This window comes from Pseudomonas sp. dw_358 (assembly GCF_018449655.1).
In the GTDB taxonomy this organism is placed as follows: Bacteria; Pseudomonadota; Gammaproteobacteria; order Pseudomonadales; family Pseudomonadaceae; genus Aquipseudomonas.
Genome location: NZ_JAAVUX010000006.1, coordinates 157,241 through 182,024, shown reverse-complemented (window position 1 = coordinate 182,024; position 24,784 = coordinate 157,241). Strand labels below are relative to the sequence as shown.

23 protein-coding genes and 1 riboswitch are annotated in these 24,784 nt (G+C 62.2%); of the genes, 17 read left to right on the top strand and 6 right to left on the bottom strand.

What is annotated here, in order from left to right:
• Nucleotides 1-141: 141 nt before the first annotated feature.
• A complete protein-coding gene (locus tag HB675_RS11775) occupies nt 142-1,137 on the top strand; it encodes a metalloregulator ArsR/SmtB family transcription factor (RefSeq protein ID WP_213878485.1) in 996 nt (331 codons plus the stop codon).
• 18 nt (nt 1,138-1,155) lie between these two features.
• Nucleotides 1,156-2,346, top strand: a complete 1,191-nt coding sequence (gene metK, locus HB675_RS11770) for a methionine adenosyltransferase (protein WP_213878484.1) — start codon at nt 1,156-1,158, stop codon at nt 2,344-2,346.
• 57 nt (nt 2,347-2,403) lie between these two features.
• Here the strand turns inward: metK and HB675_RS11765 are convergent, their stop codons facing one another.
• Both HB675_RS11765 and HB675_RS11760 read right to left on the bottom strand, forming a co-directional pair.
• A complete protein-coding gene (locus HB675_RS11765; RefSeq protein ID WP_213878483.1) occupies nt 2,404-3,414 on the bottom strand; it encodes an ABC transporter substrate-binding protein in 1,011 nt (336 codons plus the stop codon).
• 33 nt (nt 3,415-3,447) lie between these two features.
• Nucleotides 3,448-4,248: a PhnD/SsuA/transferrin family substrate-binding protein gene (locus HB675_RS11760; RefSeq protein WP_213878482.1), complete on the bottom strand. Its 801-nt coding sequence runs from the start codon at nt 4,246-4,248 to the stop codon at nt 3,448-3,450.
• A 175-nt stretch (nt 4,249-4,423) separates the two neighbouring features.
• Between HB675_RS11760 and ligB the strand changes: the two genes are divergently transcribed.
• Together ligB and HB675_RS11750 are read left to right on the top strand one after the other, a co-directional pair.
• A complete protein-coding gene (ligB, locus tag HB675_RS11755) occupies nt 4,424-6,151 on the top strand; it encodes an NAD-dependent DNA ligase LigB (protein ID WP_213878481.1) in 1,728 nt (575 codons plus the stop codon).
• 38 nt (nt 6,152-6,189) lie between these two features.
• Nucleotides 6,190-6,585 (top strand): DUF1090 domain-containing protein, encoded by a 396-nt coding sequence (locus tag HB675_RS11750; protein WP_213878596.1) that lies wholly within the window; start codon nt 6,190-6,192, stop codon nt 6,583-6,585.
• Here HB675_RS11750 and HB675_RS11745 read toward each other — a convergent pair whose 3' ends face one another.
• A complete protein-coding gene (locus HB675_RS11745; protein WP_213878480.1) occupies nt 6,586-6,972 on the bottom strand; it encodes an MAPEG family protein in 387 nt (128 codons plus the stop codon).
• A gap of 217 nt (nt 6,973-7,189) precedes the next feature.
• Between HB675_RS11745 and HB675_RS11740 the strand changes: the two genes are divergently transcribed.
• From HB675_RS11740 to otnI, 7 genes are all read left to right on the top strand, one after another.
• Entirely contained in the window at nt 7,190-8,362 is a 1,173-nt protein-coding gene (locus HB675_RS11740) for an MFS transporter (protein WP_213878479.1), read from the top strand.
• 41 nt (nt 8,363-8,403) lie between these two features.
• On the top strand, nt 8,404-9,216 hold the full coding sequence (locus HB675_RS11735) for a DeoR/GlpR family DNA-binding transcription regulator (RefSeq protein ID WP_213878478.1): 813 nt from the start codon (nt 8,404-8,406) through the stop codon (nt 9,214-9,216).
• 147 nt (nt 9,217-9,363) lie between these two features.
• On the top strand, nt 9,364-10,266 hold the full coding sequence (gene ltnD, locus HB675_RS11730; RefSeq protein ID WP_213878477.1) for an L-threonate dehydrogenase: 903 nt from the start codon (nt 9,364-9,366) through the stop codon (nt 10,264-10,266).
• 10 nt (nt 10,267-10,276) lie between these two features.
• Nucleotides 10,277-11,566 carry a 3-oxo-tetronate kinase gene (otnK, locus tag HB675_RS11725; protein WP_213878476.1) on the top strand — a complete coding sequence of 430 codons (1,290 nt, stop codon included), beginning with the start codon at nt 10,277-10,279 and terminating at the stop codon, nt 11,564-11,566.
• Nucleotides 11,563-12,201 (top strand): aldolase, encoded by a 639-nt coding sequence (locus HB675_RS11720; RefSeq protein WP_213878475.1) that lies wholly within the window; start codon nt 11,563-11,565, stop codon nt 12,199-12,201. The genes otnK and HB675_RS11720 overlap by 4 nt, the downstream gene beginning before the upstream one ends.
• 68 nt (nt 12,202-12,269) lie before the next feature.
• Entirely contained in the window at nt 12,270-13,727 is a 1,458-nt protein-coding gene (locus HB675_RS11715; RefSeq protein WP_213878474.1) for an SLC13 family permease, read from the top strand.
• Between the two features lie 26 nt (nt 13,728-13,753).
• Nucleotides 13,754-14,527 (top strand): 2-oxo-tetronate isomerase, encoded by a 774-nt coding sequence (gene otnI, locus HB675_RS11710; protein ID WP_213878473.1) that lies wholly within the window; start codon nt 13,754-13,756, stop codon nt 14,525-14,527.
• 50 nt (nt 14,528-14,577) lie between these two features.
• Here the strand turns inward: otnI and HB675_RS11705 are convergent, their stop codons facing one another.
• Entirely contained in the window at nt 14,578-14,982 is a 405-nt protein-coding gene (locus tag HB675_RS11705) for a hotdog domain-containing protein (protein ID WP_213878472.1), read from the bottom strand.
• A 196-nt stretch (nt 14,983-15,178) separates the two neighbouring features.
• A riboswitch (S-adenosyl-L-homocysteine riboswitch) is annotated at nt 15,179-15,285 on the top strand.
• A 22-nt stretch (nt 15,286-15,307) separates the two neighbouring features.
• Between HB675_RS11705 and HB675_RS11700 the strand changes: the two genes are divergently transcribed.
• The 5 genes from HB675_RS11700 (at nt 15,308) to HB675_RS11680 (ending at nt 21,885) form a co-directional block, all read left to right on the top strand.
• The gene (locus HB675_RS11700) at nt 15,308-16,717 is read left to right on the top strand and encodes an adenosylhomocysteinase (protein ID WP_213878471.1); all 1,410 of its coding nucleotides are present in this window, start codon (nt 15,308-15,310) and stop codon (nt 16,715-16,717) included.
• Between the two features lie 102 nt (nt 16,718-16,819).
• Entirely contained in the window at nt 16,820-17,665 is an 846-nt protein-coding gene (metF, locus tag HB675_RS11695; RefSeq protein ID WP_213878470.1) for a methylenetetrahydrofolate reductase [NAD(P)H], read from the top strand.
• Nucleotides 17,666-17,756: 91 nt separating this feature from the next.
• On the top strand, nt 17,757-18,851 hold the full coding sequence (locus HB675_RS11690) for a hypothetical protein (protein ID WP_213878469.1): 1,095 nt from the start codon (nt 17,757-17,759) through the stop codon (nt 18,849-18,851).
• A 59-nt stretch (nt 18,852-18,910) separates the two neighbouring features.
• Nucleotides 18,911-19,729 (top strand): transporter substrate-binding domain-containing protein, encoded by an 819-nt coding sequence (locus HB675_RS11685; protein ID WP_213878468.1) that lies wholly within the window; start codon nt 18,911-18,913, stop codon nt 19,727-19,729.
• 218 nt (nt 19,730-19,947) lie between these two features.
• Entirely contained in the window at nt 19,948-21,885 is a 1,938-nt protein-coding gene (locus HB675_RS11680; protein WP_213878467.1) for a DEAD/DEAH box helicase, read from the top strand.
• Between the two features lie 67 nt (nt 21,886-21,952).
• Here the strand turns inward: HB675_RS11680 and HB675_RS11675 are convergent, their stop codons facing one another.
• Nucleotides 21,953-22,549 (bottom strand): YceI family protein, encoded by a 597-nt coding sequence (locus HB675_RS11675; protein ID WP_213878466.1) that lies wholly within the window; start codon nt 22,547-22,549, stop codon nt 21,953-21,955.
• 24 nt (nt 22,550-22,573) lie between these two features.
• The gene (locus HB675_RS11670) at nt 22,574-23,131 is read right to left on the bottom strand and encodes a cytochrome b (protein WP_213878465.1); all 558 of its coding nucleotides are present in this window, start codon (nt 23,129-23,131) and stop codon (nt 22,574-22,576) included.
• 223 nt (nt 23,132-23,354) lie between these two features.
• Between HB675_RS11670 and HB675_RS11665 the strand changes: the two genes are divergently transcribed.
• Complete coding sequence (locus tag HB675_RS11665) at nt 23,355-24,761, top strand: adenosylmethionine--8-amino-7-oxononanoate transaminase (protein WP_213878464.1); 1,407 nt, start codon at nt 23,355-23,357, stop codon at nt 24,759-24,761.
• Nucleotides 24,762-24,784: the final 23 nt, after the last annotated feature.

The window sequence follows — 24,784 nt, the reverse complement described above, 5'->3', positions numbered from 1 at the left end:
CCTGGGGTTTTGAATCGAGAAAGACGGCCATTTTCCATTAGGCACAGGCCTCTGGGCAATGACAGATTGCGCAAACTCAATATCAAAACATTTTGATATTGGCCTTGCGACCACGCCCGGCGGTCTCTAGACTTCGGGGTTATGAATATGCGCGCCTCGACTATAGGCCATGATGCCAGTGACAACCTCGCCGCCCTGTGCAAGGCCGGTGGCGATCCGCTGCGCCTGAACGTGCTGCGCGCGTTGGCCAATGACTCCTTCGGCGTGCTGGAGCTGGCACAGATGTTCGCCATCGGCCAGTCTGGGATGAGCCATCATCTGAAAGTGCTGGCTCAGGCCGAATTGGTGGCCACGCGGCGCGAAGGCAATGCGATTTTCTACCGACGCGCCCTGCCACAGCCTTTGGAACTTGGGGGTCGCCTGCACACCGCCCTGCTCGAAGAAGTCGAAAGCCTGCAACTGCCGGTGGAAGTGCAGGCGCGCATGGCCCTGGTCCAGCGCCAGCGATCCGCCGCCAGCGAGCATTTTTTCTCGCGCATGGAAGAAAAGTTTCGAGCTCAGCAAGACCTGATCGCCGGCCTGCCGCAGTATCGCGACAGCCTGCTGGCCTTGCTCGACAAGCTGAGTTTCGCCCCCGCCGCAACGGCCCTGGAAGTAGGCCCCGGTGACGGCGGCTTTCTGCCCGAGCTGGCGCGGCGCTTCGCTCAGGTGACCGCGCTGGACAACAGCGCAGAGATGCTCGACCTCGCTCGCCAGGTGTGCGAGCGCGAGCACCTGCACAATGTCCGGTTGCAGCTGGCCGACGCGTTGGGCGACTTCGAAGCGCACGCAGATTGCGTGGTGCTGAACATGGTTCTGCACCACTTCAGCGACCCCGCGCAGGCGCTCAAACATCTGGCTGACCACCTCGAACCCGGTGGCAGCCTGCTGATTACAGAATTATGCAGTCACAACCAGAGCTGGGCCAGGGAGGCTTGCGGTGATCTCTGGTTGGGTTTCGAACAGGAAGAGCTGGCCCGCTGGGCCTGCGCTGCGGGACTCACCCCCGGGGAAAGCCTCTATGTAGGCTTACGTAATGGTTTCCAGATACAGGTCCGCCATTTTCAGCGGCCGGCTGGCGACAATCACCATCGGTAAATTCAGGAAACCATCGAGATGAGCGAATACTCACTTTTCACCTCCGAGTCCGTGTCTGAAGGGCATCCGGACAAGATTGCCGACCAGATTTCCGATGCGGTGCTCGACGCCATCATCGCCGAAGACAAGTTCGCCCGCGTCGCGTGCGAAACGCTGGTGAAAACCGGCGTGGCAATCATCGCCGGCGAAGTGACCACCTCGGCCTGGGTCGACCTCGAAGAGATCGTGCGCAACGTCATCATCGACATCGGCTACAACAGCTCCGACGTCGGCTTTGACGGTGCAACCTGCGCCGTCATGAACATCATCGGCAAACAGTCGGTGGACATCGCCCAAGGCGTTGACCGCAGCAAGCCGGAAGACCAGGGCGCCGGTGATCAGGGCCTGATGTTCGGCTACGCCAGCAATGAAACCGACGTGTTGATGCCAGCACCGATCACCTTCTCCCACCAGTTGGTGCAGCGCCAGGCCGAAGCACGCAAGTCAGGCCTGCTTCCCTGGCTGCGTCCGGACGCCAAATCCCAGGTCACTTGCCGTTACGAAGGCGGCAAAGTGGTGGGCATCGACGCCATCGTGCTGTCGACGCAACACAACCCGGAGGTGTCCTACAAGGACCTGCGCGAGGGAGTGATGGAGCTGATCGTCAAGCACGTGCTGCCCGCCGAGCTGCTGCACAAGGATACTCAATTCCACATCAACCCGACCGGCAACTTCATCATCGGTGGCCCGGTGGGCGACTGTGGCCTGACCGGGCGCAAGATCATCGTCGACAGCTACGGCGGCATGGCCCGTCACGGTGGCGGCGCGTTCTCCGGCAAGGACCCGTCCAAGGTTGACCGTTCTGCTGCCTATGCCGGTCGCTACGTAGCCAAGAACATCGTTGCCGCGGGCCTTGCCGAGCGCTGCGAAATCCAGGTGTCCTACGCCATCGGCGTGGCCCTGCCGACCTCGATTTCCATCAACACCTTCGGCACCGGCAAGATCAGCGACGACAAGATCATCAACCTGGTGCGCGAACACTTCGACCTGCGTCCGTACGCGATCACCACCATGCTGGATCTGCTGCACCCGATGTACCAGGAGACCGCGGCATACGGTCACTTCGGTCGCATACCGTTCGAGAAGACCGTGGGCGATGACACCTTCACCGCCTTCACTTGGGAACGAACTGATCGAGCGGATGCCTTGCGGGCTGCCGCCGGAATCTGATTTCGGACAAAGACCATGTCGTACCCGTCGCGGGCAACCCCGACGGGTACGACACCGCTACAATGACTTGCTGACCTTGTCCGCCACATCTCCCGGCACCCAGGCTTTCCACACCTGCGGCTGCTCGCGCAAGAACGCCTCGGCCACGGCCTTGGGCTCCAGATGCTTCTCGCTCATCCCCGCCAAGGTCTTGTTCAACAGGTCGATGGGGATATCGACCTTGTCGAAAAAGCTCACCAGGTCCGGGTACTGCGCTTTGAACGGCTCTGACACGCCGATGGTCAGCTTGGCCGGCATCGAGCGGGTCGGGCGCGGGTTTGGGTTGCTGGCATCGGCCAGCGTCTTCCACGCTTCCGGATCAAAGGGCGGCTCTTCCAGCTTGATCAACTTGAAGCGGCCCAACAGCGGTGTAGGCGACCAGTAATAGAACAGAACCGGCTGTCCCCGGCGAATCGACGAAGCAATCTCGGCATCAAGGGCCGCACCGGAGCCGGTGCGGAAATTGGTGTAGCTGTCCGTCAAGCCATACGCCTTGAGCTTCTGGCTGTTGACGATCTCCGAAGTCCAGCCGCTGGGGCTGTTGAGAAAGCGTCCGTGGTCGGGCTGCTCCGGGTCGCGGAACACATCCTTGTAACGGGGCAAGTCAGACACCGACTTGAGGTCCGGCGCCATGGGCTTGATACCGCGCTCGGCATCCCCTTTGACCACGTATTCGGGCACCCACCAACCTTCGGTGGCGCCCTTGACAGTATCGCCCAGGCCGAAAACCTTGCCCTCCGCCTGGGCCTTGACCCATGCAGGGCTGCGCCCGGCCCACTCCTCGCCGATCACCTGGATGTCGTTTTTCGCCAGCGCGGCTTCGAGGCTCACGGTGCTGCCCGGCAAGGTATCGGTCGGGTAGCCGTAGCCTTTCTCGACGATCAGGCGCAGCACTTCAGTGATCAGGCTCCCGGACTCCCAGGTGATGTCGCCAAAATGGATCGGTGCCGGCGCAGCAGCCGGGGCCTGCTGCGCCAGCAGGGTCAAGGCAAGCAACGCGCTGCCCAGCAAGGTCTTGAACAATTTCATGCAGGCCTCTCGGATCAAAGAACAGGGTCAGGGTCATTGAACAGCATGCAGATGCTCCAGCCCCAGGGTGGCCGCCTGGCGCTCATAGGCGAGCAAGATCTCGTAGTCGGCCTCGCTGGCGGCAAGCACCTCGCTGATGCCCAGGATCTGTGCCACTTCAGGCAGCTCGCGCAGGCTTTGGTTCATTGCCGCGCGCACCTCCTCGGCCTGCTCGGCGCTCGACTCGAGACCGGTGATATAGGGGAGCGTCGGGCTCGCGGCGCTGCGGCCAATGGTGCGCAGCCCGACCACTTCGTGGCTGGCATCGCGCGCCAGATAGGCAAAGGTCACGCTGTCGACAGAGGCGAGGTCTGCGCGAGCTTCGCGCAACCAGCGCAGGCTTTCGCGGTGGCCGCCGCTGACCTGCAGGGAGGAAAAGAACTGTCCGCCATGCTGCAAGGGCGCCAGGCTGTGGCGCAGCAGGTTCATGCCGGTGTTGGAATCAGGCCCGTTGATCACCCCGCAACTGCCGGCGAAGTCTGCAAGATCCTGGCGCGGGTCGTCGGCACGCGCCATGAACAGGCTGCAGTGCTGGCCCTTGCCACTGTCCGGGAACTCGTAGCAGGGACGGCCGATCAGACGCACCTTGCCCTTGAGCAGGGTCATTAGAGGGTAGCCACAGGTCTGGCTCAGCAACAACCGGGGATCCTGCCACAGCATCGGCAACGACAGGTGGGCGGCGGGCAGACGTTCCACGCCCAGCTTGTGCGCGATCAGCTCCAGCCACTCGTCATTGGCCATGCGAACCCGATAGGGGGCAACGTACATCGGCAATTCCGCATAGCGGGCATTCATTGAAGGTCCTCGTCCGGTAGAGCGCGGCACGCAAAGCGGCCTGAGTCGAATTCACCATAGTCGGGCGCAGAGAAACCGCCACAGCCGCACACATTCCGACACGCTATGGCGCCGCAAACCGGCGGATATTCTCCTAGGCTGGGGTTTCCACTGGATCAGAGCAAGGATGCTCGACATGCTGCCCGTCAAACGACTGTTACTGCTGCTATTGGTGGCCACGTTCCCCGCTTATGGATGCCCATCCTGGACCCCCGGCGAGGCTGTCCGGGAGCTGGGCGCATTGCGGGCCCAGATCGCCCTGTGGGACGAAAGCTACCATCGGCAAGGCAAAAGCCTGGTCAGCGACGAGCGTTACGATCAGACCGTCGCCTTGCTGCACACCTGGCGTCGCTGCTTTCCCGACAGCGCCGGGCCTGCGGACGACTCGCTGATCACGGCGGTGGGACCGCAGCAGCATCCCATCGCGCACACCGGTGTTGGCAAGCTGGCAGACGCCGACCAGGTCCGGGCCTGGATGCGTGGACGCACGGATATCTGGGCTCAGCCCAAAATCGATGGGGTTGCCGTTACCGTGATCTACCGCCAGGGTCACCTGCATCAGGTGCTGAGCCGAGGTGATGGCAAGGCCGGCCATGACTGGACCCAGGCCGCCCACGCTACCGGGGTTCCACGACAGCTGCGCGAGGCCGTGGATATCCGGGTCCAGGGCGAGCTGTATTGGCACCTGGAAGACCATATACAGGCTAAGGCCGGCAGCCTCAACGCGCGCTCGCGGGTAGCAGGCTTGATGTCACGACGCACGTTCAGCGCCGAGGAGGGTGCGAACGTTCGCCTGTTTGTGTGGGACTGGCCGGAAGGCCCGGCGGAGCATGCCCAGCGCCACGCCCGCCTGGATGCGCTGGGCTTCGATAGCACCCTGGGATACACCCGGCCAGTGGCAGATTTCGAACAAGCGCAACATTGGTACGAAGAGTGGTATCGCGGCCCGCTGCCCTTCGCCACGGACGGTCTGATCCTGCGCCTGGGGAGTCGCCCCCCGGCCGATCGCTGGCAGGCGCGGGTGCCCTACTGGATCAGCGCCTGGAAATACCCCCACGCCACCGCGGTGGCTCGGGTGCGGGATGTGACCTTCGGCATCGGCCGCACCGGGCGGATCACCCCTGTACTGGAGCTTGACCCCGTCCGGCTCGATGACCGCACCGTTCGCCGGGTCAGCCTCGCCTCGCTGCAGCGCTGGCGTGCGCTGGACGTCAGGCCCGGCGACCAGATCAGCCTGGAGCTGGCTGGCTTGACCATTCCCCGGTTCGGCCAGGTGCTGTGGCAAACCGTGCACAGGGCCGACCTCGCCATCCCCGAGCCCGCTGACTATCACCGTCTCAGCTGCTTGCGGCCAACGCCCGGCTGCGAAGGTCAGTTTTCCGCGCGGCTGAACTGGCTGTCGAGCAAGGGCGGCCTCGATCTGCAACGCGTGGGCCCCGGTACGTGGAGCAAACTGCTGGCCGCCGGGCATCTGGAGCACTTGCTGGGCTGGCTCGACCTGGATGTGCAAAGGCTCGAAGAGATCCCCGGACTCGGGCAGGCGAGTGCTGCACAGCTTCATGCCAACCTGAGCAGCGCTCGCCAGCGCGGTTTCGAGCGCTGGCTGAGCGCGATCGGTGCGCCGGCGATCAATGCACCAGCCCTGGTCGATGAGACTGGCGCGGTCGCGAACTGGTCTATGCTTGCCTCGCGGGACCGACAGGCATGGCAGGCGCAACCGGGCGTTGGCGCAGCCAAGGCGGCGCAGCTGGAGGCATTCTTCCAACACCCGGAAGTCGCGCGGCTTGCGGTGCAACTGTCGCAAGCTGGAATCCATGGATTTCCCGACGGTCATTCAGAAGGGTCCTACAGACAACCCCTGTGATCCGCTATTCAATGACGAACATTTCCACGGAGCTACCTATGAAACTGATGTGCGCCCTGACGCTGACGGCATTCTGCGCTGTTGCCTCGCCCACCCTGCTGGCCGCTCAAACCGCTCCAGCCATGACCGGTTGTGCGGCTAAGCAGCAGGATATCCGCACCCAGATCGATCAGGCCAAAGCGGCCGGTAACCAGAATCAGCTCGCTGGGCTGGAAAAGGCCCTCAAGCAGAGCAACAGCCACTGCACTGAGGCCTCCTTGAAGAAAGAGAGAGAAAACAAGGTGCTCAGTGCCCGCCATGAAGTGGCTCAGCGTCAGGCCGATCTCGACAAGGCAATGAAAAAAGGCGACGCCGACAAAATCAACACGCGCAAAGAAAAACTCGCCGCGTCGCGCAAGGAACTGCAGGAGGCGACCGACGAGCTCAGCCGCTGATCAGGCCGACACTACGAAGAGCGCGATAATAATCGCCAGACTTGCAAACCAGACCAGCGAACGCAGCTTCGCCCAATCCGCCAGGTAGCAAACGATGTAGAGCAGCCGTGCCGTGATGAACATCACCGCCAGCACATCCTGGGTCACCTGCTGTGCGTGCCCGGACAGATGAGCAATGATCACGGCAGCGGCGAAGGCGGGAAGCGCTTCGAAGCTGTTGAGCTGGGCAGCATTAGCCCGTCTCGGCATTCCTTCAAGGGCATCGAGAAATGCCCTGGGATCGTGGTTGGCCCGGGCACCGAACTTGCCACTTCTGAATTTGGCAATACTGGTGCAGACATAGGGCAGGCAGATGGCAATGAGGACACACCAGAATGCTGTGGTCATGCTTGTTCCTGAGGTTGAATGTGAAGTTTTCCTGAGGTGAATGGAATTCGCCGTCACCAAAGTGCTCGATATACTACGGATAGAGCGCCCGGCCGTTAATACCGGGTGTTACCTGTTTTACCAGTTCGCGTCACGTTCCTATTTTAATAATTCCCGCTTTCTGCCCCCGGCAGCCAGCACGCGCACGCCCACTCACGTCCACTATGAGTCACGTCGCATGCCTCTTGCCCTGTTTGCGCTCGCCGTTGCCGCCTTCGGTATCGGCACCACCGAATTCGTTATCATGGGCCTGCTGCCCGATGTCGCCAATGACTTGCACATCACCATTCCCCGTGCCGGCCTGTTGATCACCGGCTACGCCCTGGGTGTGGTGTTCGGTGCGCCGATTCTTGCGGTGGCCACCGCCAACATGCCGCGCAAGGCCACTTTGTTGGGCATGACCGTGATGTTCATTCTCGGCAACGTACTCTGCGCTCTGGCGCCCGATTATCTGTCGCTGATGGCGGCGCGGGTCATCACTGCTCTGTGCCATGGTGCATTCTTCGGCATCGGCTCGGTGGTCGCCGCCGGGCTGGTGGCGCCCAACAAGCGCGCCCAGGCCATCTCGATGATGTTCACCGGGTTGACCCTGGCCAACGTGCTGGGCGTACCGCTGGGAACAGCATTGGGACAGTTCGCCGGCTGGCGCTCGACTTTCTGGGCAGTGGCGGTCATTGGCCTGGTGGCGCTGCTGGCACAGATCATCTGGCTGCCCAGGGTCATTCCCATGGAGAAGGGCAACCTGGCTCGGGAGTTCCGCGTGCTGCGCAAGGGCAACGTGCTGCTGTCCCTGGGCATGAGCGTGATGGCTTCCACCAGCCTGTTCAGCGTGTTCACCTACATTGCGCCGATCCTGCAGGGAGTGACCGGCATCGCGCCCCATGGCGTGACCTTGATGCTGCTGCTGTTCGGTGTCGGCCTGACCGGCGGAAGCATGCTGGGCGGCCGCCTGGCGGATACGCGGCTGCTGCCATCCCTGGTGGCCATGGCGCTGGCGGTGGTGCTGACCATGGCGGCCTTCAGTCAGACCAGCCACCTGCTGATTCCGGCGGCCATCACGCTGGTGCTATGGGGGGTTTTCGCGTTTGCCCTGTGCCCGATGCTGCAGTTGCTGATCATCGACCAGGCGCATGAGGCGCCCAACCTGGGCTCGACACTGAACCAGAGCGCCTTCAACCTGGGCAATGCCATCGGTGCATGGCTGGGTGGCGTCGTGGTCGCCAGCGGCGCGAACCTTGCGGACTTGCCATGGACGGGGGCGATTTGCGGGGTGTTGACCTTGGTAACGGCGCTGTTCTTTATCTACCGGCAGAGGCAGCAGGCCTTGCGAACGGACGGAATTACGCGGTGAGGTGTAAAGTACCCACCTGATTTCCACCCCCGAGACCCCGAATGTCGACCGAAGACGACAGCGCCCTGCGCACAGGCGCGCCGATGATTCCCGCCCAGCGGCGCGAGCAGATCCTGCGGCAACTGCGCAAGTATCAGGTGCTCAGCGTTCATCAACTGATGGAGATGTTCGACTGTTCGCACATGACCGTACGCCGCGACATTGCCCTGCTGGAGCAGGAAGGCCGAGCTTATTCGGTCACCGGCGGCGTGCGCATTGCCAGCCAGGTGCACAGCGAACCCAGCCACCAGTCCAAGGCGGTGGTGGAGCAAGTCCATAAGCAGGGCATGGCGCAATTGGCCGCCGGCCTGTTGCACGATGACATGACGGTGTACCTCGACGCAGGCACCACCACCCTGGAAATCGTCCCGCACATTGTGGCCCGCACCGGCATGACCGTGATCACCAACGACTTCGGCATCGTCCAGGCATTGGCGGACGCCGTGCACGTCGCCGTGATTCACACCGGCGGCCTGCTCGACCATCCGAATCGCTCCTGCGTGGGCGGGCTGGCGGCGGCCACCTTGCGCCAGATCGCCACCGACATCGCGTTCATGTCCACCAGTTCCTGGGACCTGAACCGAGGCACCACGACGCCTTCAGCGCTGAAAGTCGAGGTCAAGCAAGTGGCCATGCAGGCGGCTTCGCAGAACGTACTGATCGCCACCAGCAGCAAATACGGCACCTTTGGCATGTACAAGATTGCCGCACTGGAACAGTTCGACGTCATCATCACTGATGACTCGTTGGCCGAAGCCGCCGCAGAGGCCATCCGCAAGCAAGGCGTGGACCTGCTGTTGGCCGCCAGCGCGTGACCACCAATCTGCCGAAAGAGAACCCTGGAGCTTCCAGGGTTTTTTTTGTCTTGCGCCACGGATGTTAATATTTGTTAATTTGAAAATATTCTTCACAATATCTGATCATTGGTTCACTATCCGCTTACCCCTTCGAGGAGTTACTCCATGAATAACAAAAATGTCGGTGTGATCGGTCTGGGCGCAATGGGCCTGGGTATCGCACGCTCTCTCCTGCGCGCCGGTTTCAACGTCCATGCCTGCGACGTCCGTGCCGCCGTGACGGAACAATTCGCCAGCGAAGGCGGTGTTGCCAGTGCCAGCCCGGCTGCAATGGCCGCTGCCTGTGACGTGATTGTCACCGTGGTGGTGAATGCCGAGCAGACCGAAACCGTGTTGTTCGGCGAAAACGGCGCCGTGGCTGCGCTGCGCCCGGGCAGCCTGGTAATCGGCTGTGCCACCGTGGCCCCGACCTTTGCCGTTGAACTGGGCCAGCGCCTCGCTGACCAGCACCTGCTCTACCTCGACGCACCGATCTCGGGTGGCGCGGCCAAGGCCGCGGCTGGCGAGATGACCATGATGACTTCCGGACCCGCCGAGGTGTACACCAAGGCCGACCCTGTGCTGCAAGGCATGGCGGGCAAGGTCTATCGTCTGGGCGACGTCCATGGCCTGGGTTCGAAGGTGAAGATCATCAACCAGCTGCTGGCCGGCGTACACATTGCAGCCTCGGCCGAAGCCATGGCTCTGGGCCTGCGCGAGGGCGTCGATGCCGATGCTCTGTACGAAGTCATCACCCACAGCGCCGGCAACTCGTGGATGTTCGAAAACCGCGTGCCGCACATCCTCAAGGCCGACTACACACCGCTGTCGGCGGTGGACATCTTCGTCAAGGACCTGGGCCTGGTCCTCGATACTGCCCGCGCCAGCAAATTCCCGCTGCCGCTGTCCGCCACGGCTCACCAGATGTTCATGCAGGCCTCCAGTGCCGGTTTCGGCCGCGAGGATGACTCGGCGGTGATCAAAATATTCCCGGGCATCGAGTTGCCTGTCGCCAAGTCCCAAGGTTGAGGAGCCGGCCATGAGCATTGCCACCCGCCCCCTGCTGGGCTGCATCGCCGATGACTTCACCGGCGCAACCGACCTGGCCAACATGCTGGTGCGCGGCGGCATGCGCACGGTGCAAAGCATCGGCATTCCCAGCGCCGAAGTAGCGGCCGGGCTGGATGCCGACGCCATCGTCATTGCCCTGAAATCCCGCACCGTGCCGGCAGCCGATGCGGTGGCCGAGTCCCTCGAAGCGCTGGCCTGGCTGCGCGAGCGCGGCTGCGAGCAGATTTTCTTCAAATACTGCTCGACCTTCGACTCCACAGCCGCCGGCAACATCGGCCAGGTCAGTGAAGCCTTGCTGGCAGAGTTGGGCAGTGACTTTACCCTGGCCTGCCCGGCGTTCCCCGAAAACGGCCGGACGATCTTTCGTGGCCACCTGTTTGTGCAGGACCAACTGCTCAGCGAGTGCGGTATGCAGAACCATCCGTTGACGCCGATGTGCGACGCCAATCTGGTGCGCGTGCTGCAAGCGCAAACCCGCGTCCCCATCGGCCTGCTGCGCTACGACAGCGTGGCCAAGGGCGTGGAAGGTGTGAAGGCGCGTATTGCCCAGCTGCGTGCCGAGGGCATCGGCATGGCGGTCGCCGACGCCTTGTCCGACGCGGACCTTTATACCTTGGGCGAAGCCTGCGCCGACCTGCCACTGCTGACCGGTGGTTCGGGCCTGGCCCTGGGCCTGCCGGGGAACTTCCGCCGCGCCGGCAAATTGCGTGAGCTGGACGCGGCCGCCGTGCCGCGCGTTGAAGGCGGCGAAGTGGTGCTGGCCGGGAGCGCCTCGGTGGCCACCAATGGCCAGGTCGCTGCCTGGCTCAAAGCCGGTCGCCCCGCCTTGCGCATTGATCCCCTGGCGCTGGCTGCAGGCGAACCGGTGGTGGCCAATGCCCTGGCCTTTGCTCGGGACGCCGGCCAGACCGTGCTCATCTATGCCACCAGCGCGCCAGAACAGGTCAAGGCCGTGCAGGAAAAACTCGGCGTGGAGCAGGCCGGCGCCATGGTCGAACAGGCCCTGGGCGCTATCGCCAAAGGCCTGCGGGAGGCTGGTGTACGCCGCTTTGTCGTCGCCGGTGGCGAGACTTCCGGCGCGGTGGTGCAAGCCTTGGGCGTGGCCCTGTTACGGATCGGTGCTCAGATCGACCCGGGTGTTCCCGTCACTGTCAGCACCAACGCCGAGCCACTGGCCTTGGCGCTGAAGTCCGGAAACTTCGGTGGCCGCGACTTTTTCGACAAAGCCCTCAAGCACCTCGCGGGAGCCCCGGAATGATCGACGAACACGCACTGCGCGAAGAAATCTGCGATGTCGGCCGCCTGCTCTATGGCCGCGGCTACACCGTGGGCAGCGCCGGCAACATCAGTGCGCGCCTTGACGATGGTTGGCTGATTACCCCCACCGACGCCTGCCTGGGCCGCCTGGACCCCGCCGCCATCGCCAAGGTCAATCTGGCCGGCGAGTGGGTCTCGGGGGACAAACCCTCCAAGACCCTGGCCCTGCATCGCGAGGTCTACGACCGCAACCCGAATGTCGGTGGCGTGGTGCACACCCACTCCACCCACCTGGTGGCGTTGACCTTGGCCGGTGTCTGGCAGGCCGACGATATCCTGCCGCCGCTGACCCCCTATCAGGTCATGAAAGTCGGGCATATTCCGCTGATCGCCTATCAGCGCCCCGGCTCGCCGAAAGTGGCAGCGCAGGTGGCGCAACTGGCCAACAGCGTGCGTGGCGTGATGCTCGAACGGCTGGGTCCGGTGGTCTGGGAAAGCTCGGTGGCCAAGGCCTGCTACGCCCTGGAGGAGCTGGAAGAAACCGCCCGCCTGTGGCTGATGAGCAACCCCAGGCCTGCCCCTCTGGATGCGGCGGCCTTGCAGGAACTGCGCGATACCTTTGGCGCCCAGTGGTAACTCACTGACCCGCCCACCACCCCCTCCCCGGTGCTGCAACCTAAAATAACAACAGGACACAAGAGAGCATGAGCCCACTATTACTGATGTGCACCGCCGGCGCGGGTATAGCGCTGTTGCTGTTTCTGGTGCTCAAGTACAAGTTTCAACCCTTCGTGGCCCTGATGCTGGTGAGCATCCTCGTGGCGCTGGTGGCCGGGGTCAAACCTGCCGACCTGGTGGCCACTATCGAAGGCGGCATGGGCAAGACCCTTGGCCACATCGCGATCATCATCGCCCTCGGCGCCATGATCGGTCGCATCATCGAGCTGTCCGGCGGCGCCGAGGCACTGGCGAAAGCCTTGATCGGGCGCTTCGGCAACAAGCGTACGCCGCTGGCGCTGACCATCGCCGGGTTCATGGTGGGCATTCCCGTGTTCTTCGAAGTCGGCGTGATCATCCTGATGCCGCTGGCCTACGGCGTCGCTCGGGCAGCACGCAAGCCGCTGCTGATCTTCGCCTTGCCGATGTGCGCTGCCTTGCTCAGCGTGCACGCGTTTCTGCCGCCGCACCCTGGCGCCGTGGCTGCTGCCGGGCAACTGGGCGCCGACCTGGGCCGAGTGCTGATGCTGGGCATTCCCATCGTCGCCGTGCTGTGCTTGATCGGCTATCTGATCGCCGGGCGCATCACCCGCCGGACTTACCCGATGACCGATGACATTCGGGCCGAGGTCTATGGCCCCAACGTCAGCAACGCCGATCTTGAAGCCTGGGCCAAAGGTGACTATTCCAACACCAGCGAAGCCGCCCAGGCCAAGACCTTGGGCCTGGAAGAAAGCGCCACTTCGCTCCAGGCCAGGCTGCCCAAGGCGCCGGCACCCGGCGCGGGCTTGATCATCGCGCTGATCGTGCTGCCGATCATCCTGATTCTGCTGGGTACGCTGGCCACTACCTTGTTGCCGGTGGAGTCCAAGGTGCGCAGTGTCATGACGGTGCTCGGCGCGCCGCTGGTGGCCCTGTTGATCGACACCCTGCTATGTGCCTGGCTGCTCGGCTCGCGCCGAGGCTGGAGCCGCAGCCAGGTGTCGGACGTGATTGGCTCGGCCTTGCCCGGCGTGGCCATGGTGATTCTGATCGCCGGTGCCGGCGGGGTGTTCGGCAAGGTGCTGGTGGACACCGGCATCGGCGCGGTGGTTTCCGAGGCGCTGCGCAATACTGGCCTGCCGATCCTGGCCCTGGGCTTTCTGTTATCACTGTTGCTGCGCGCCGTGCAGGGTTCAACTACGGTGGCATTGGTCACCACTGCCGGCATCCTCGGCCCGTTGATCGCCACGCTGAATCTGAGCCCCAACCACATGGCACTGGTGTGCCTGGCCATGGGCGGTGGCGGGCTGGCGATGTCTCATATCAATGACGCGGGCTACTGGATGTTTACCAAGCTGGCCGGGCTGAATGTGGGTGACGGTTTGCGCACCTGGACCTTGCTGGTGACCACTCTGGGCACATTGGGCTTTATCATGACCCTGCTGCTGTGGCCTTTTGTCTGACCTTGAACCCTTGTGTGGAGGCTCCCATGCCCCGTTTCGCTGCAAACCTCAGCATGCTCTATCCGCAGCACGATTTCCTCGACCGCTTTGCGGCGGCCGCCGCCGATGGCTTCAAGGCAGTGGAGTACCTGTTCCCCTATGACTACAGCCCCGAGCAACTCAAGCAACGCCTGACCGATAATGGTTTGGTCCAGGCACTGTTCAACGCTCCGCCCGGTGACTGGGTCGCAGGCGAACGCGGCATTGCTTCACTCCCCGGCCGTGAAAGCGAGTTTCGTGGCGGGTTCGAGCGAGCATTGGAGTATGCCGCCGTGCTGGGTAACGACCGCATTCACGTGATGGCCGGGCTGCTGCCAGAGGAAAGCCTGCGCGCACGGCACCACGAGGTCTATCTGGAGAATCTGGGCCACGTGACAGCCCAGGCCGCACGAGCCGGCATCACCGTGTTGCTGGAGCCGATCAACACGCGAGACATGCCGGGCTTCTTCCTCAACCGTCAGGATCAGGCGCACGCCATCTGCGCCGAGGTGGGTGCCGACAACCTCAGGGTGCAGTTCGACTGCTATCACTGTCAGATCGTCGAAGGTGATCTGTCGGTCAAGCTGCGCCGGGACTTCGCCGGGATCGGCCACATCCAGATCGCCGGAGTGCCGGATCGGCATGAGCCGGACATGGGTGAGTTGAATTACTCGCAGCTGTTCAAGCTGATCGATGAGCTGGGGTATACGGGGTGGATTGGCTGTGAGTATCGGCCCAAGGGCGATACGTCAGCAGGGCTGGCCTGGATGAAAGGACTCTGATACCGCGTCGCCCTTGTCGCGGTTGCCCGCGATAAGGGCGACTCGGTCTGTCAGGTATTGACGACATCTTCCTGGAACTGGTCCTTCACATACCTGATCTCGGTCCGCCCATGGGCTGCCGGCAGACCGTCTTCGCCCAGGTTGACAAAGACCATCTTCTCCACCGTCAGCACACTCTTGCGGGTAATCTTGTTGCGCACTTCGCAGGTCAGGGTGATGGAGGTGCGACCAAATTCGGTGGCGGTGATGCCTAGCTCGATGATGTCGCCCTGGCGCGAGGCGCTGACAAAGTTGATCTCGGAGATGTACTTGGTCACCACGCGCTGGTTGCCCAGCTGCACGATGGCGTAGATCGCTGCTTCTTCGTCGATCCAGCGCAGCAGGCTGCCACCGAACAACGTGCCGTTGGGGTTGAGGTCTTCAGGCTTGACCCATTTGCGGGTGTGGAAATTCATGCTCGCTCCTGCTTGTCGTCCGGGGATGCGGTCCATAATGGCAGAGCCTGACGCGGCTCTCCATTGGCCATCTTCTATCGGGCTGATCAGCCTCCCGGCGGGAAACCGCAGAAATGCTTTGGAAGCGACGTCGGCGCAGTTATAATCGCCGGGTTTCACCCCAACGGCCTGCCACTTTCCTGGCCGTTCCCGCCACCTGTCCGAGGGGCGCTGCAGCAGGCCTGGCCTGTCAGGCTCGGATGGGGCGTTGTTCGCACAGGTCTCTGGTGCGGGCCTATAAACGCACAACGGCGCCCATTCGCACACTACGAATGGAGACTCTTCAATGAGCGCTGTACTGACGCCTGCCGGTTTTTCCGATTACAAAGTCGCCGACATTTCCCTGGCTGCCTGGGGCCGTCGCGAAACCATCATTGCCGAATCCGAAATGCCTGCCCTGATGGGCCTGCGCCGCAAATACGCCGGCGAGCAGCCGCTCAAGGGCGCGAAGATTCTTGGCTGCATCCACATGACCATTCAGACTGCCGTGCTGATCGAGACCCTGGTCGCCCTGGGTGCCGAAGTGCGCTGGTCGTCGTGCAACATCTTCTCCACCCAGGACCAGGCCGCTGCTGCCATCGCCGCCGCCGGCATCGCCGTATTTGCCTGGAAAGGCGAGACCGAGCAGGAATACGAGTGGTGCATCGAGCAGACCATTCTCAAGGATGGCCAGCCATGGGACGCCAACATGATCCTCGACGACGGCGGCGACCTGACCGAGATCCTGCACAAGAAATACCCTGCCATGCTCGATCGCATCCATGGCGTGACCGAAGAAACCACCACTGGCGTGCACCGCCTGCTGGACATGCTGGCCAAGGGCGAACTGAAGATCCCGGCCATCAACGTCAACGATTCGGTGACCAAGAGCAAGAACGACAACAAGTACGGCTGCCGTCACAGCCTCAACGACGCCATCAAGCGCGGCACCGACCACTTGCTGTCCGGCAAGCAGGCCTTGGTGATCGGCTACGGCGACGTGGGCAAGGGCTCGTCTCAGTCGCTGCGTCAGGAAGGCATGATCGTCAAGGTCTCGGAAGTCGACCCGATCTGCGCCATGCAGGCCTGCATGGACGGCTTCGAGTTGGTCTCTCCGTTCATCGACGGCATCAACGACGGCACTGAAGCCAGTATCGACAAGTACCTGTTGGGCAAGATCGACCTGATCGTGACCACCACCGGTAACGTGAACGTCTGCGACGCCAACATGCTCAAGGCCCTGAAAAAACGTGCCGTCGTGTGCAACATCGGCCACTTCGACAACGAAATCGACACCGCCTTCATGCGCAAGAACTGGGCATGGGAAGAGGTAAAGCCACAGGTCCACAAGATCCATCGCACTGGCGCCGGTAGCTTCGACGCGCAGAACGATGACTACCTGATCCTGCTGGCCGAAGGCCGCCTGGTCAACCTGGGCAACGCCACTGGCCACCCAAGCCGGATCATGGACGGCTCCTTCGCCAACCAGGTGCTGGCGCAGATCTTCCTGTTCGGCCAGAAGTACGCCGACCTGTCCGACACTCAGAAAGCCGAGCGCCTGACGGTGGAAGTGCTGCCCAAGAAACTGGACGAAGAAGTGGCCCTGGAAATGGTCCGTGGCTTCGGCGGCGTTGTCACGCAGCTGACCAAGCAGCAGGCCGACTACATTGGTGTAACCGTGGAAGGCCCGTTCAAGCCGCACGCCTACCGCTACTAAGTCAGTCGCCTGTTGTAGGCGCGCGCCACTCGCGATCGGTGTGATACCGATCGCAAGTGGCGCGCGCCTACAGACCTTGCTTCGCTTTCAAGGGTTTCCACCATGTCCCAGGAACGCCGCTTCAGCTTCGAGTTCTTCCCGACCAAGACCGATGCTGGGCATGAAAAACTGTTGAACGTGGCCCGCCAGCTGGCGAGCTACAACCCCGATTTCTTTTCCTGCACCTATGGTGCAGGCGGTTCGACGCGCGATCGCACGTTGAACACCGTGCTGCAATTGCAGAACGAAGTGAAAGTCCCGGCCGCGCCTCACCTGTCCTGTGTAGGTGACAGCAAGGCTGACTTGCGCAGCCTGCTGGCCGAGTACAAGGCCGCTGGCATCGAGCGTATCGTCGCGCTGCGGGGCGACCTGCCTTCCGGCATGGGCATGGCCAGCGGCGAGCTGCGCCACGCCAATGACCTGGTGGAGTTCATTCGTGCCGAAACCGGCGACCATTTCCATATCGAAGTGGCTGCCTACCCGGAAATGCACCCACAGGCGCGCAACTTCGAAGACGATATCGCCAACTTCGTCCGCAAAGCCAAGGCCGGTGGCGACAGCGCCATCACCCAGTACTTTTTCAACGCCGACAGCTACTTCTACTTCGTCGAGCGTGTGCGCAAGCTGGGTGTGGACCTGCCGATCGTGCCGGGCATCATGCCTATCACCAACTACAGCAAGTTGGCACGCTTCTCCGATGCCTGCGGCGCAGAAATCCCGCGCTGGGTTCGCAAGCAGCTGGAAGCCTATGGTGACGACGTCGCCAGCATCCAGGCCTTCGGCGAGCATGTGATCACGCAGATGTGTGAGCGCCTGTTGCAAGGCGGCGCCCCAGGGTTGCATTTCTATACCCTCAACCAGGCCGAACCCAGCCTGGCCATATGGAACAACCTCGGTCTGCCGCGCTGAAGCATTCGTCATGAATTCGCGGCATGCCGCACAAGACGCCTGAAAGTCGATGACGTAAAATGCCGACCTTCTTTCAGGATGCCTTAGCTCCATGCCCGCGAGTACCGTTGCCGCTCGGCCATTGCTTGTCTATCTCGCCTTTGGCTCGGACACCTACCATCAAGAAGCCCTGTTCAGCATTGCCAGCGCTTTCGCGGTGTCCCGCGAGGCCGGCGAGCCGGTGCCCGACATTCTGGTCTTCACGGACAAACCCGAAGCCTATGGTGTGTTGCCCGTCAGCGTGCGGCCGTTGGACAAGGCCACCCGGGAAGCCTGGGCCCAGCCCCACGGCTACCACTTTCGTACCAAACACGTGGTCCTGCGGCAGATCCTCCAGGAACGTGATGTCGCCCTGCTGATCGACACCGATACAGTGTTTCGTGTCCCGCCCGCGCGGCTGTTCGACTGCATCCAGCCCGGCACTTTGCTGTGCAACACCATCAACCGGCCTTACAGCCAGTACCAGGATTCGCCGCTGTACTTCAACCTGCACGAAGACCTAAAGGCCCGGGGCTTGGCCGACGATGACATGCCGCTGTTGAACTCCGGAGTGATAGGCCTGCGCAGCGGCGACAGCGCGGTCCTTGATCGATCCATCGCCTTGATGGATGAATGTTACCCCCGCAGCGAAGGGGCTTATGTACTGGAGGAGTTCTGCCTGGCGGTAGCGGTCCATCACCATCTGACACTTGCCGAGTGTCCGGAGCTGATCCACCACTACTGGAGCCGCAAGAACCTGTTTCGCGCCAAGGTCCGCGCCTGGCTGCGCAAGCACGGTGAGCAGCCTCTGGCCGAGTCGGCCATGGTCGACCTGCGCGGGATCAACCTCGACATTCCGCGCCCACCCACCCTGCATCGCTTGCTGGCCAAGCTGGCGACGCTAACGCTGGCGGGCATGCCACGCCAGTTCATGCGCGAAGTCCTCAATGGCTGCTACGAGCACGCCGACGAGTTCGATCGGGCCTGTAGCACCGCCTGGTGGGAAAAGGCCCGCGACAACTTCGAGAGCCGCACCGCCAGCCGTCTCACGCCGGAGCAATTGCAGAGCTGGCTGAATGCCCCTGGGGTACGCCTCCTGCTGGGCAAGCGGCGTCTGGATATTTTTCAGCACCTGATGCCCGTTGCCGCCAGCAGTCTCGAACATTAAGCACGACTTCATGCACCCATAGGTAGCCAGCGCCTCCCTGCCCATCGTACTCTCAAGCCATGCCCTTCCGACGCCTGCTGTTGACTGCCTTGTCTCTGACGATCCTGAGTCTGCCTGTTCAGGCGGAGAAGCTGCGGATCGTCACCGAGCCTTGGGCGCCGTATGTCTACGTGGACAGTCATGATCAGGCCAAAGGCATCGATTACGAAGTCACGGCCACGGTCTTCCAGCGCCTGGGGATCGATGTCGAGTGGCAATTTCTGCCCTGGAAACGTTGTCTGGCCATGCTGGCTCAGGGTCAGGCCGACGGCGCATTGGATATTTTCCACACTACGGCCCGGGACAATGAGCTGCTCTACCCAGCCGAACCGCTGTCGGACGTACAGTTCATGCTGTTTCAGGACAACCGCCATCCGCACTCGGTATCGACACTCGATGACCTCGCAGGCCTTACCGTCGGCACCTCTCCCGGCTATTTCTACGGCGATGCGTTCATGAACGCACAGACGTTCAAACAGGAAACCGCACCTTCCCATGAAGCGAATTTCGGCAAGTTGATCCGCGGCCGCGTCGATCTGGTGCTGACTGACCGCCGCGTGGGCGAACACGTGATTCGGGAAATGGGCCTGCAGGATCAGGTCAGCGAACTGCCCGTGGTAATCTACCAAAACAAACAGTTTCTGGCGGTGCGGCGCAACGCCGGGATGGACTTGCTGATTCAACGCTTTGGCGTGGAACTCAAGCGATTCAAGCAGGAGCCACAATACCAGGCTTTACTGCAACGCTACGCTGCGGCCGAGCAACGCATCACCCAGGCACCGACGACGGCCGATTCGCGTCATTCAGCCGTTGAGCAGCAGGAAAGCGGCGCATTGTGATAGCTCTGTTATACTCGGGCGTTCCCGCCAGGCTTACGCCCGGACGCCAGGCCTTGCAAAAGGCATCCCGAATCGCTCGACCGCCCGGCCCACGCCGCCTCGAGCCAGGCGATGCGCATTGAAGGCCGCGCAGGACCGGACGCGACAGTGCCCATCGCACCCGTCGCGCCAGGCAAGATTACCCTTGGGCAAAAGCCCCCTTTAGAACAGGATTACTCATGTCCTTTGCTTCCCTCGGTCTCTCCGAGGCTCTAGTCCGTGCCATCGAGGCGGCGGGCTACACCCAGCCCACTCCGGTGCAACAGCGGGCCATTCCCGCCGTGTTGCAAGGTCGCGATCTGATGGTCGCCGCGCAAACAGGTACAGGCAAGACCGGCGGCTTTGCCCTGCCGATCCTCGAGCGCCTGTTTCCCAATGGCCATCCGGACAAATCCCAACGCCACGGTCCGCGCCAGCCGCGCGTACTGGTCCTGACGCCTACCCGTGAACTGGCTGCACAGGTCCACGAAAGCTTCAAGGTCTATGCCCGTGACCTGAAGTTCGTCAGTGCCTGCATCTTCGGTGGTGTCGGCATGAACCCGCAGGTACAGGCCATGTCCCGCGGCGTCGACGTACTGGTGGCCTGCCCTGGTCGTCTGCTCGATCTGTGCGGCCAAGGCAGCGTCGATCTGTCCCACGTGGAAATCCTCGTGCTGGACGAAGCCGACCGCATGCTGGACATGGGCTTTGTCCATGACGTGAAGAAGGTCCTCGCCCGCCTGCCAGCCAAGCGCCAGAACCTGCTGTTTTCGGCGACGTTCTCCAAGGACATTACCGATCTGGCCGGCAAGCTGCTGCACAACCCGGAACGCATCGAAGTCACGCCGCCCAACACCACGGTCGAGCGCATCGAGCAGCGGGTCTATCACTTGGCCGCGAGCCACAAGCGCTCGCTGCTGGCGCACCTGATCACTCAGGGTGCCTGGGAACAAGTGCTGGTGTTCACCCGCACCAAGCACGGCGCCAACCGTCTGGCCGAGTACCTGGAAAAGCACGGCCTCAGCGCCGTGGCCATTCACGGTAACAAGAGCCAGAACGCCCGTACCAAAGCCCTGGCCGACTTCAAGGCCGGTGCTGTACGGATCATGGTCGCCACCGACATCGCCGCGCGCGGCCTGGACATCGATCAGTTGCCCCACGTGGTCAACTTTGAACTGCCCAATGTCGAAGAAGACTACGTCCACCGTATCGGCCGTACTGGCCGCGCGGGCCGTAACGGCGAGGCGATCTCGCTGGTGGCGCCGGACGAAGAGAAGTTGCTCAAGGGCATCGAGCGCATGACCAAACAGAAGATCCCGGATGGTGATCTGATGGGCTTCGATTCCAGCACCGTGGAGGCTGAAAAGCCCGAGGTGCGCGAGCGGCCCCAAGCCAATACCGCCCGTGGCCGTGGCGCCCGTACCGACGGCGCTGCCGCCGGTGCAGGTCGCAAGGACAAAGGGAAGGACAAAGGCAAGGAAAAGCCCGCCGGGGCGCGTTCTGAACGCCAACCCCGTGACCAGAAACCACGTGAAGCCGGCGCACGCCAGCCTCGTTCCTCGGAGCCTCGCTCCAATGAACCACGTGAAGCGCGGGCCCCCAAGCCTGCCATAGACAATGCCAACCGCGCGCCTGACGAATTCCTCGATGACGAAGTGGATAACTTCGGCAACCGAGCGGATTACGTAAGCCCCTACCAGGGCAAGAATCAGGGCCGTGGTCGTCGTCCCGGCGCCGCACCGGCGGCGACAGGAGCAGCCGCACCAGCGTCCGCGCCTCGTCAAGGTCGCCCGGCCAATCCACGCAGCGGCGCGCCAAAACCCGCCGGTGCGCCGGCCGGTGAAAAACGCGGCCCGCGCAGTGGCGGCGGTGGTGCCCGAGATGGCCAGCCCCGTCGCGACAACAACCGTGACACCAGCAGCAACCCGCGCAACCGCCGTCCGGCTCGTGACGAGCAACCGCGCGAGGAACCTGCTGTGGCGAATCCACGCAGTGGTCAGAGCCAGCCGAAAATCGTGCACAAGGAATCGAAGATCGACCGTTTCCCGACAGCCGAGCAGCTGGAACAACTCGAGCAATTGCCGAGCCGTCGCAACGGTGAAAAACCGGCCCTGTTGACGCGCAACCGCGAAGGTTGAGGTTTATCAGGTCATAAAAAAACCGCCGCCCTGAGGGCGGCGGTTTTTTTTGACCGGTACTTTCGAATTACTTGGCTTTGACGCCTTCGAAAGAAATGATCAGCTCCATGGTCTCGGACGCTGGACCCAGGTCCATCATCTTGCCGAAGTCGGCACGCTTGATGGTGGTGGTGCCTTCGAAGCCAGCGCGGTAGCCGCCCCATGGATCCTTGCCTTCACCCAGGAAGGTGGACTTGATCACGACCGACTTGGTCACGCCGTGCAGGGTCAGGTCGCCGGTCACGTCGGCCGTCATCTTGCCGTCAGCATCTTTGCCGGTCGGCTTGACGCTGGTGGATTTGAAAGTGGCCTCAGGATATTTGGCCACGTCCAGGAACGCGTCGCTGCTGATGTGCTTGTCGCGTTCAGCCTGGTTGGTGAAGACGCTGGCGGTCTTCACGGTGACGTCGATCTTGGCATCTTCAGGTTTGGCAGCGTCGAAGCTGAACGAGCCGTCCCAGTCCTTGAAGGTACCGTAGATGAAGCTGTAACCCAGGTGACCGATCTTGAAGTTGATGAAGGCGTGCTGGCCTTCCTTGTCGATCTTGTAGTCGGCGGCCATTGCCTGGCCAGCTGACAGCAGGGCAGTACCGATGGCCAGTGCAGCGAGCGTCTTTTTCAACATGTGCGGTATTCCTATAAGTGAGTTTTAACGTCTGACGGTACGACCCAGCATGCGAACCAGCGTCGCATCGCGGTCGATAAAGTGGTGCTTCAAAGCGGCCATGCCATGGAGTACGGCAAAGATCACCAACACCCAGGCCAGGTAGAGATGCACAGTGCCTGCCGTGTCCGCCTGGTTGGGCAGTCCACTGACCAGCGCCGGCACCTCGAACAACCCGAATACCGAAATCCCGACGCCATCGGCGGTGGAGATCAGGTAGCCGGCAATCATCACCAGGAACAGGTCCAGGTAGATAAACAAGTGCCCCAAGGTGGCGGCCAACCGCGTTGCACGCCCCTGGTTGGGGGTCGGCGGCGGTGGCGGACTGACGAAACGCCAGACCACGCGCAACAACATGAAGAAGAACAGCACCAGGCCGATGCTCTTGTGCAGATCCGGTCCGGCTTTGCGCCAGGGGTCGTAATAGCCCAGGCCAACCATCCACAGGCCCAGCGCAAACATGCCAAAGACCGTCAGCGCAACGCCCCAGTGCAGGAACATGCTGACCCAGCCGTAACGAGAAGTGGAGTTGCGTAGCTGCATCGATGGAGCCCCATATGGTCTGAGCGTAAGACTAGCTTTTTATATATCGAATTAAAGCGGAAAATTTCGCTTTGATATATCGATTTATACGATTGTTAGTCTGGATTGTAGAGATTAAGAAAACATTAAGCAGTGGCCATACGCCTCACCGTGCCACACAAAGGTTGTGAGCCACCCGACCTTTGCATAGGCTTGCGCGATTGTTTTGCTGGAGATGACTGAAATGGGCTTGAACGAACAGTGGATGCAACGTGACCTCAAGGTCCTGTGGCATCCCTGCACTCAGATGAAAGACCACGAGCAGCTGCCGCTGATCCCGATCAAGCGCGGCGAGGGCATCTGGCTCGAAGACTTCGAGGGCAAGCGCTACCTGGACGCTGTCAGCTCCTGGTGGGTCAACGTCTTCGGCCATGCCAACCCGCGCATCAACCAGCGCATCAAGGATCAGGTCGACCAGCTGGAACACGTGATTCTCGCCGGCTTCAGTCACCAGCCGGTGATCGAGCTGTCCGAGCGTCTGGTGAAAATCACGCCAGAAGGCTTGAACCGGGTGTTCTATGCCGACAATGGCTCGTCGTGCATCGAAGTGGCGCTCAAGATGAGCTTCCACTACTGGCTCAACCGCGGTCAACCGCAGAAGAAGCGCTTCGTCACCCTGACCAACAGCTACCACGGCGAGACCATCGCCGCGATGTCGGTGGGCGACGTGCCGCTGTTCACCGAAACCTACAAGGCCCTGCTGCTGGACACCCTCAAGGTGCCCAGCCCGGACTGCTATCTGCGCCCAGAAGGCATGAGCTGGGAAGAACATTCGCGCACGATGTTTCTGGCCATGGAACAGACCCTGGCCGAGCACCATGACAGCGTCGCGGCCGTGATCATCGAGCCATTGATTCAGGGCGCGGGCGGCATGCGCATGTATCACCCGGTTTACCTCAAGTTGCTGCGCGAAGCCTGCGACCGTTTTGGTGTACATCTGATTCACGACGAAATCGCCGTCGGCTTCGGACGCACCGGGACGATGTTCGCCTGTGAGCAAGCCGGCATTCGCCCGGACTTCCTGTGCCTGTCCAAGGCGCTGACCGGCGGCTACCTGCCCTTGGCAGCCTGCGTGACCACCGATGATGTTTACAGCGCCTTCTACGACGACTACCCGACCCTGCGTGCCTTCCTGCACTCCCACAGCTACACCGGCAACCCGTTGGCCTGCGCGGCGGCCCTGGCGACCCTGGACATTTTCGAACAGGACGACGTGGTCGAGAACAACAAGGCCCTCAGCACACGCATGGCCAGTGCCACAGCGCACCTGGTGAATCATCCGCATGTCGCGGAAGTCCGCCAGACGGGCATGGTGCTGGCCATCGAAATGGTCCAGGACAAAGCTACCAGGGCCGCCTACCCCTGGCAGGAACGCCGTGGCCTCCAGGTCTTCCAGCACGCGCTGAAGCGTGGTGCCCTGCTGCGGCCGCTGGGCAGCGTGGTGTACTTTTTGCCGCCCTATGTGATCACGCCGGAGCAGATCGACTTCCTCGCCGAAGTGGCTACCGAGGGCATCGACATCGCCACTCGCACCACCACCCAGGTCGCCGTGCCGAACAACTTCCACCCCGATTTTCGAGATCCGGGCTAGATCCTGGCTGGTAGAGACTTTGC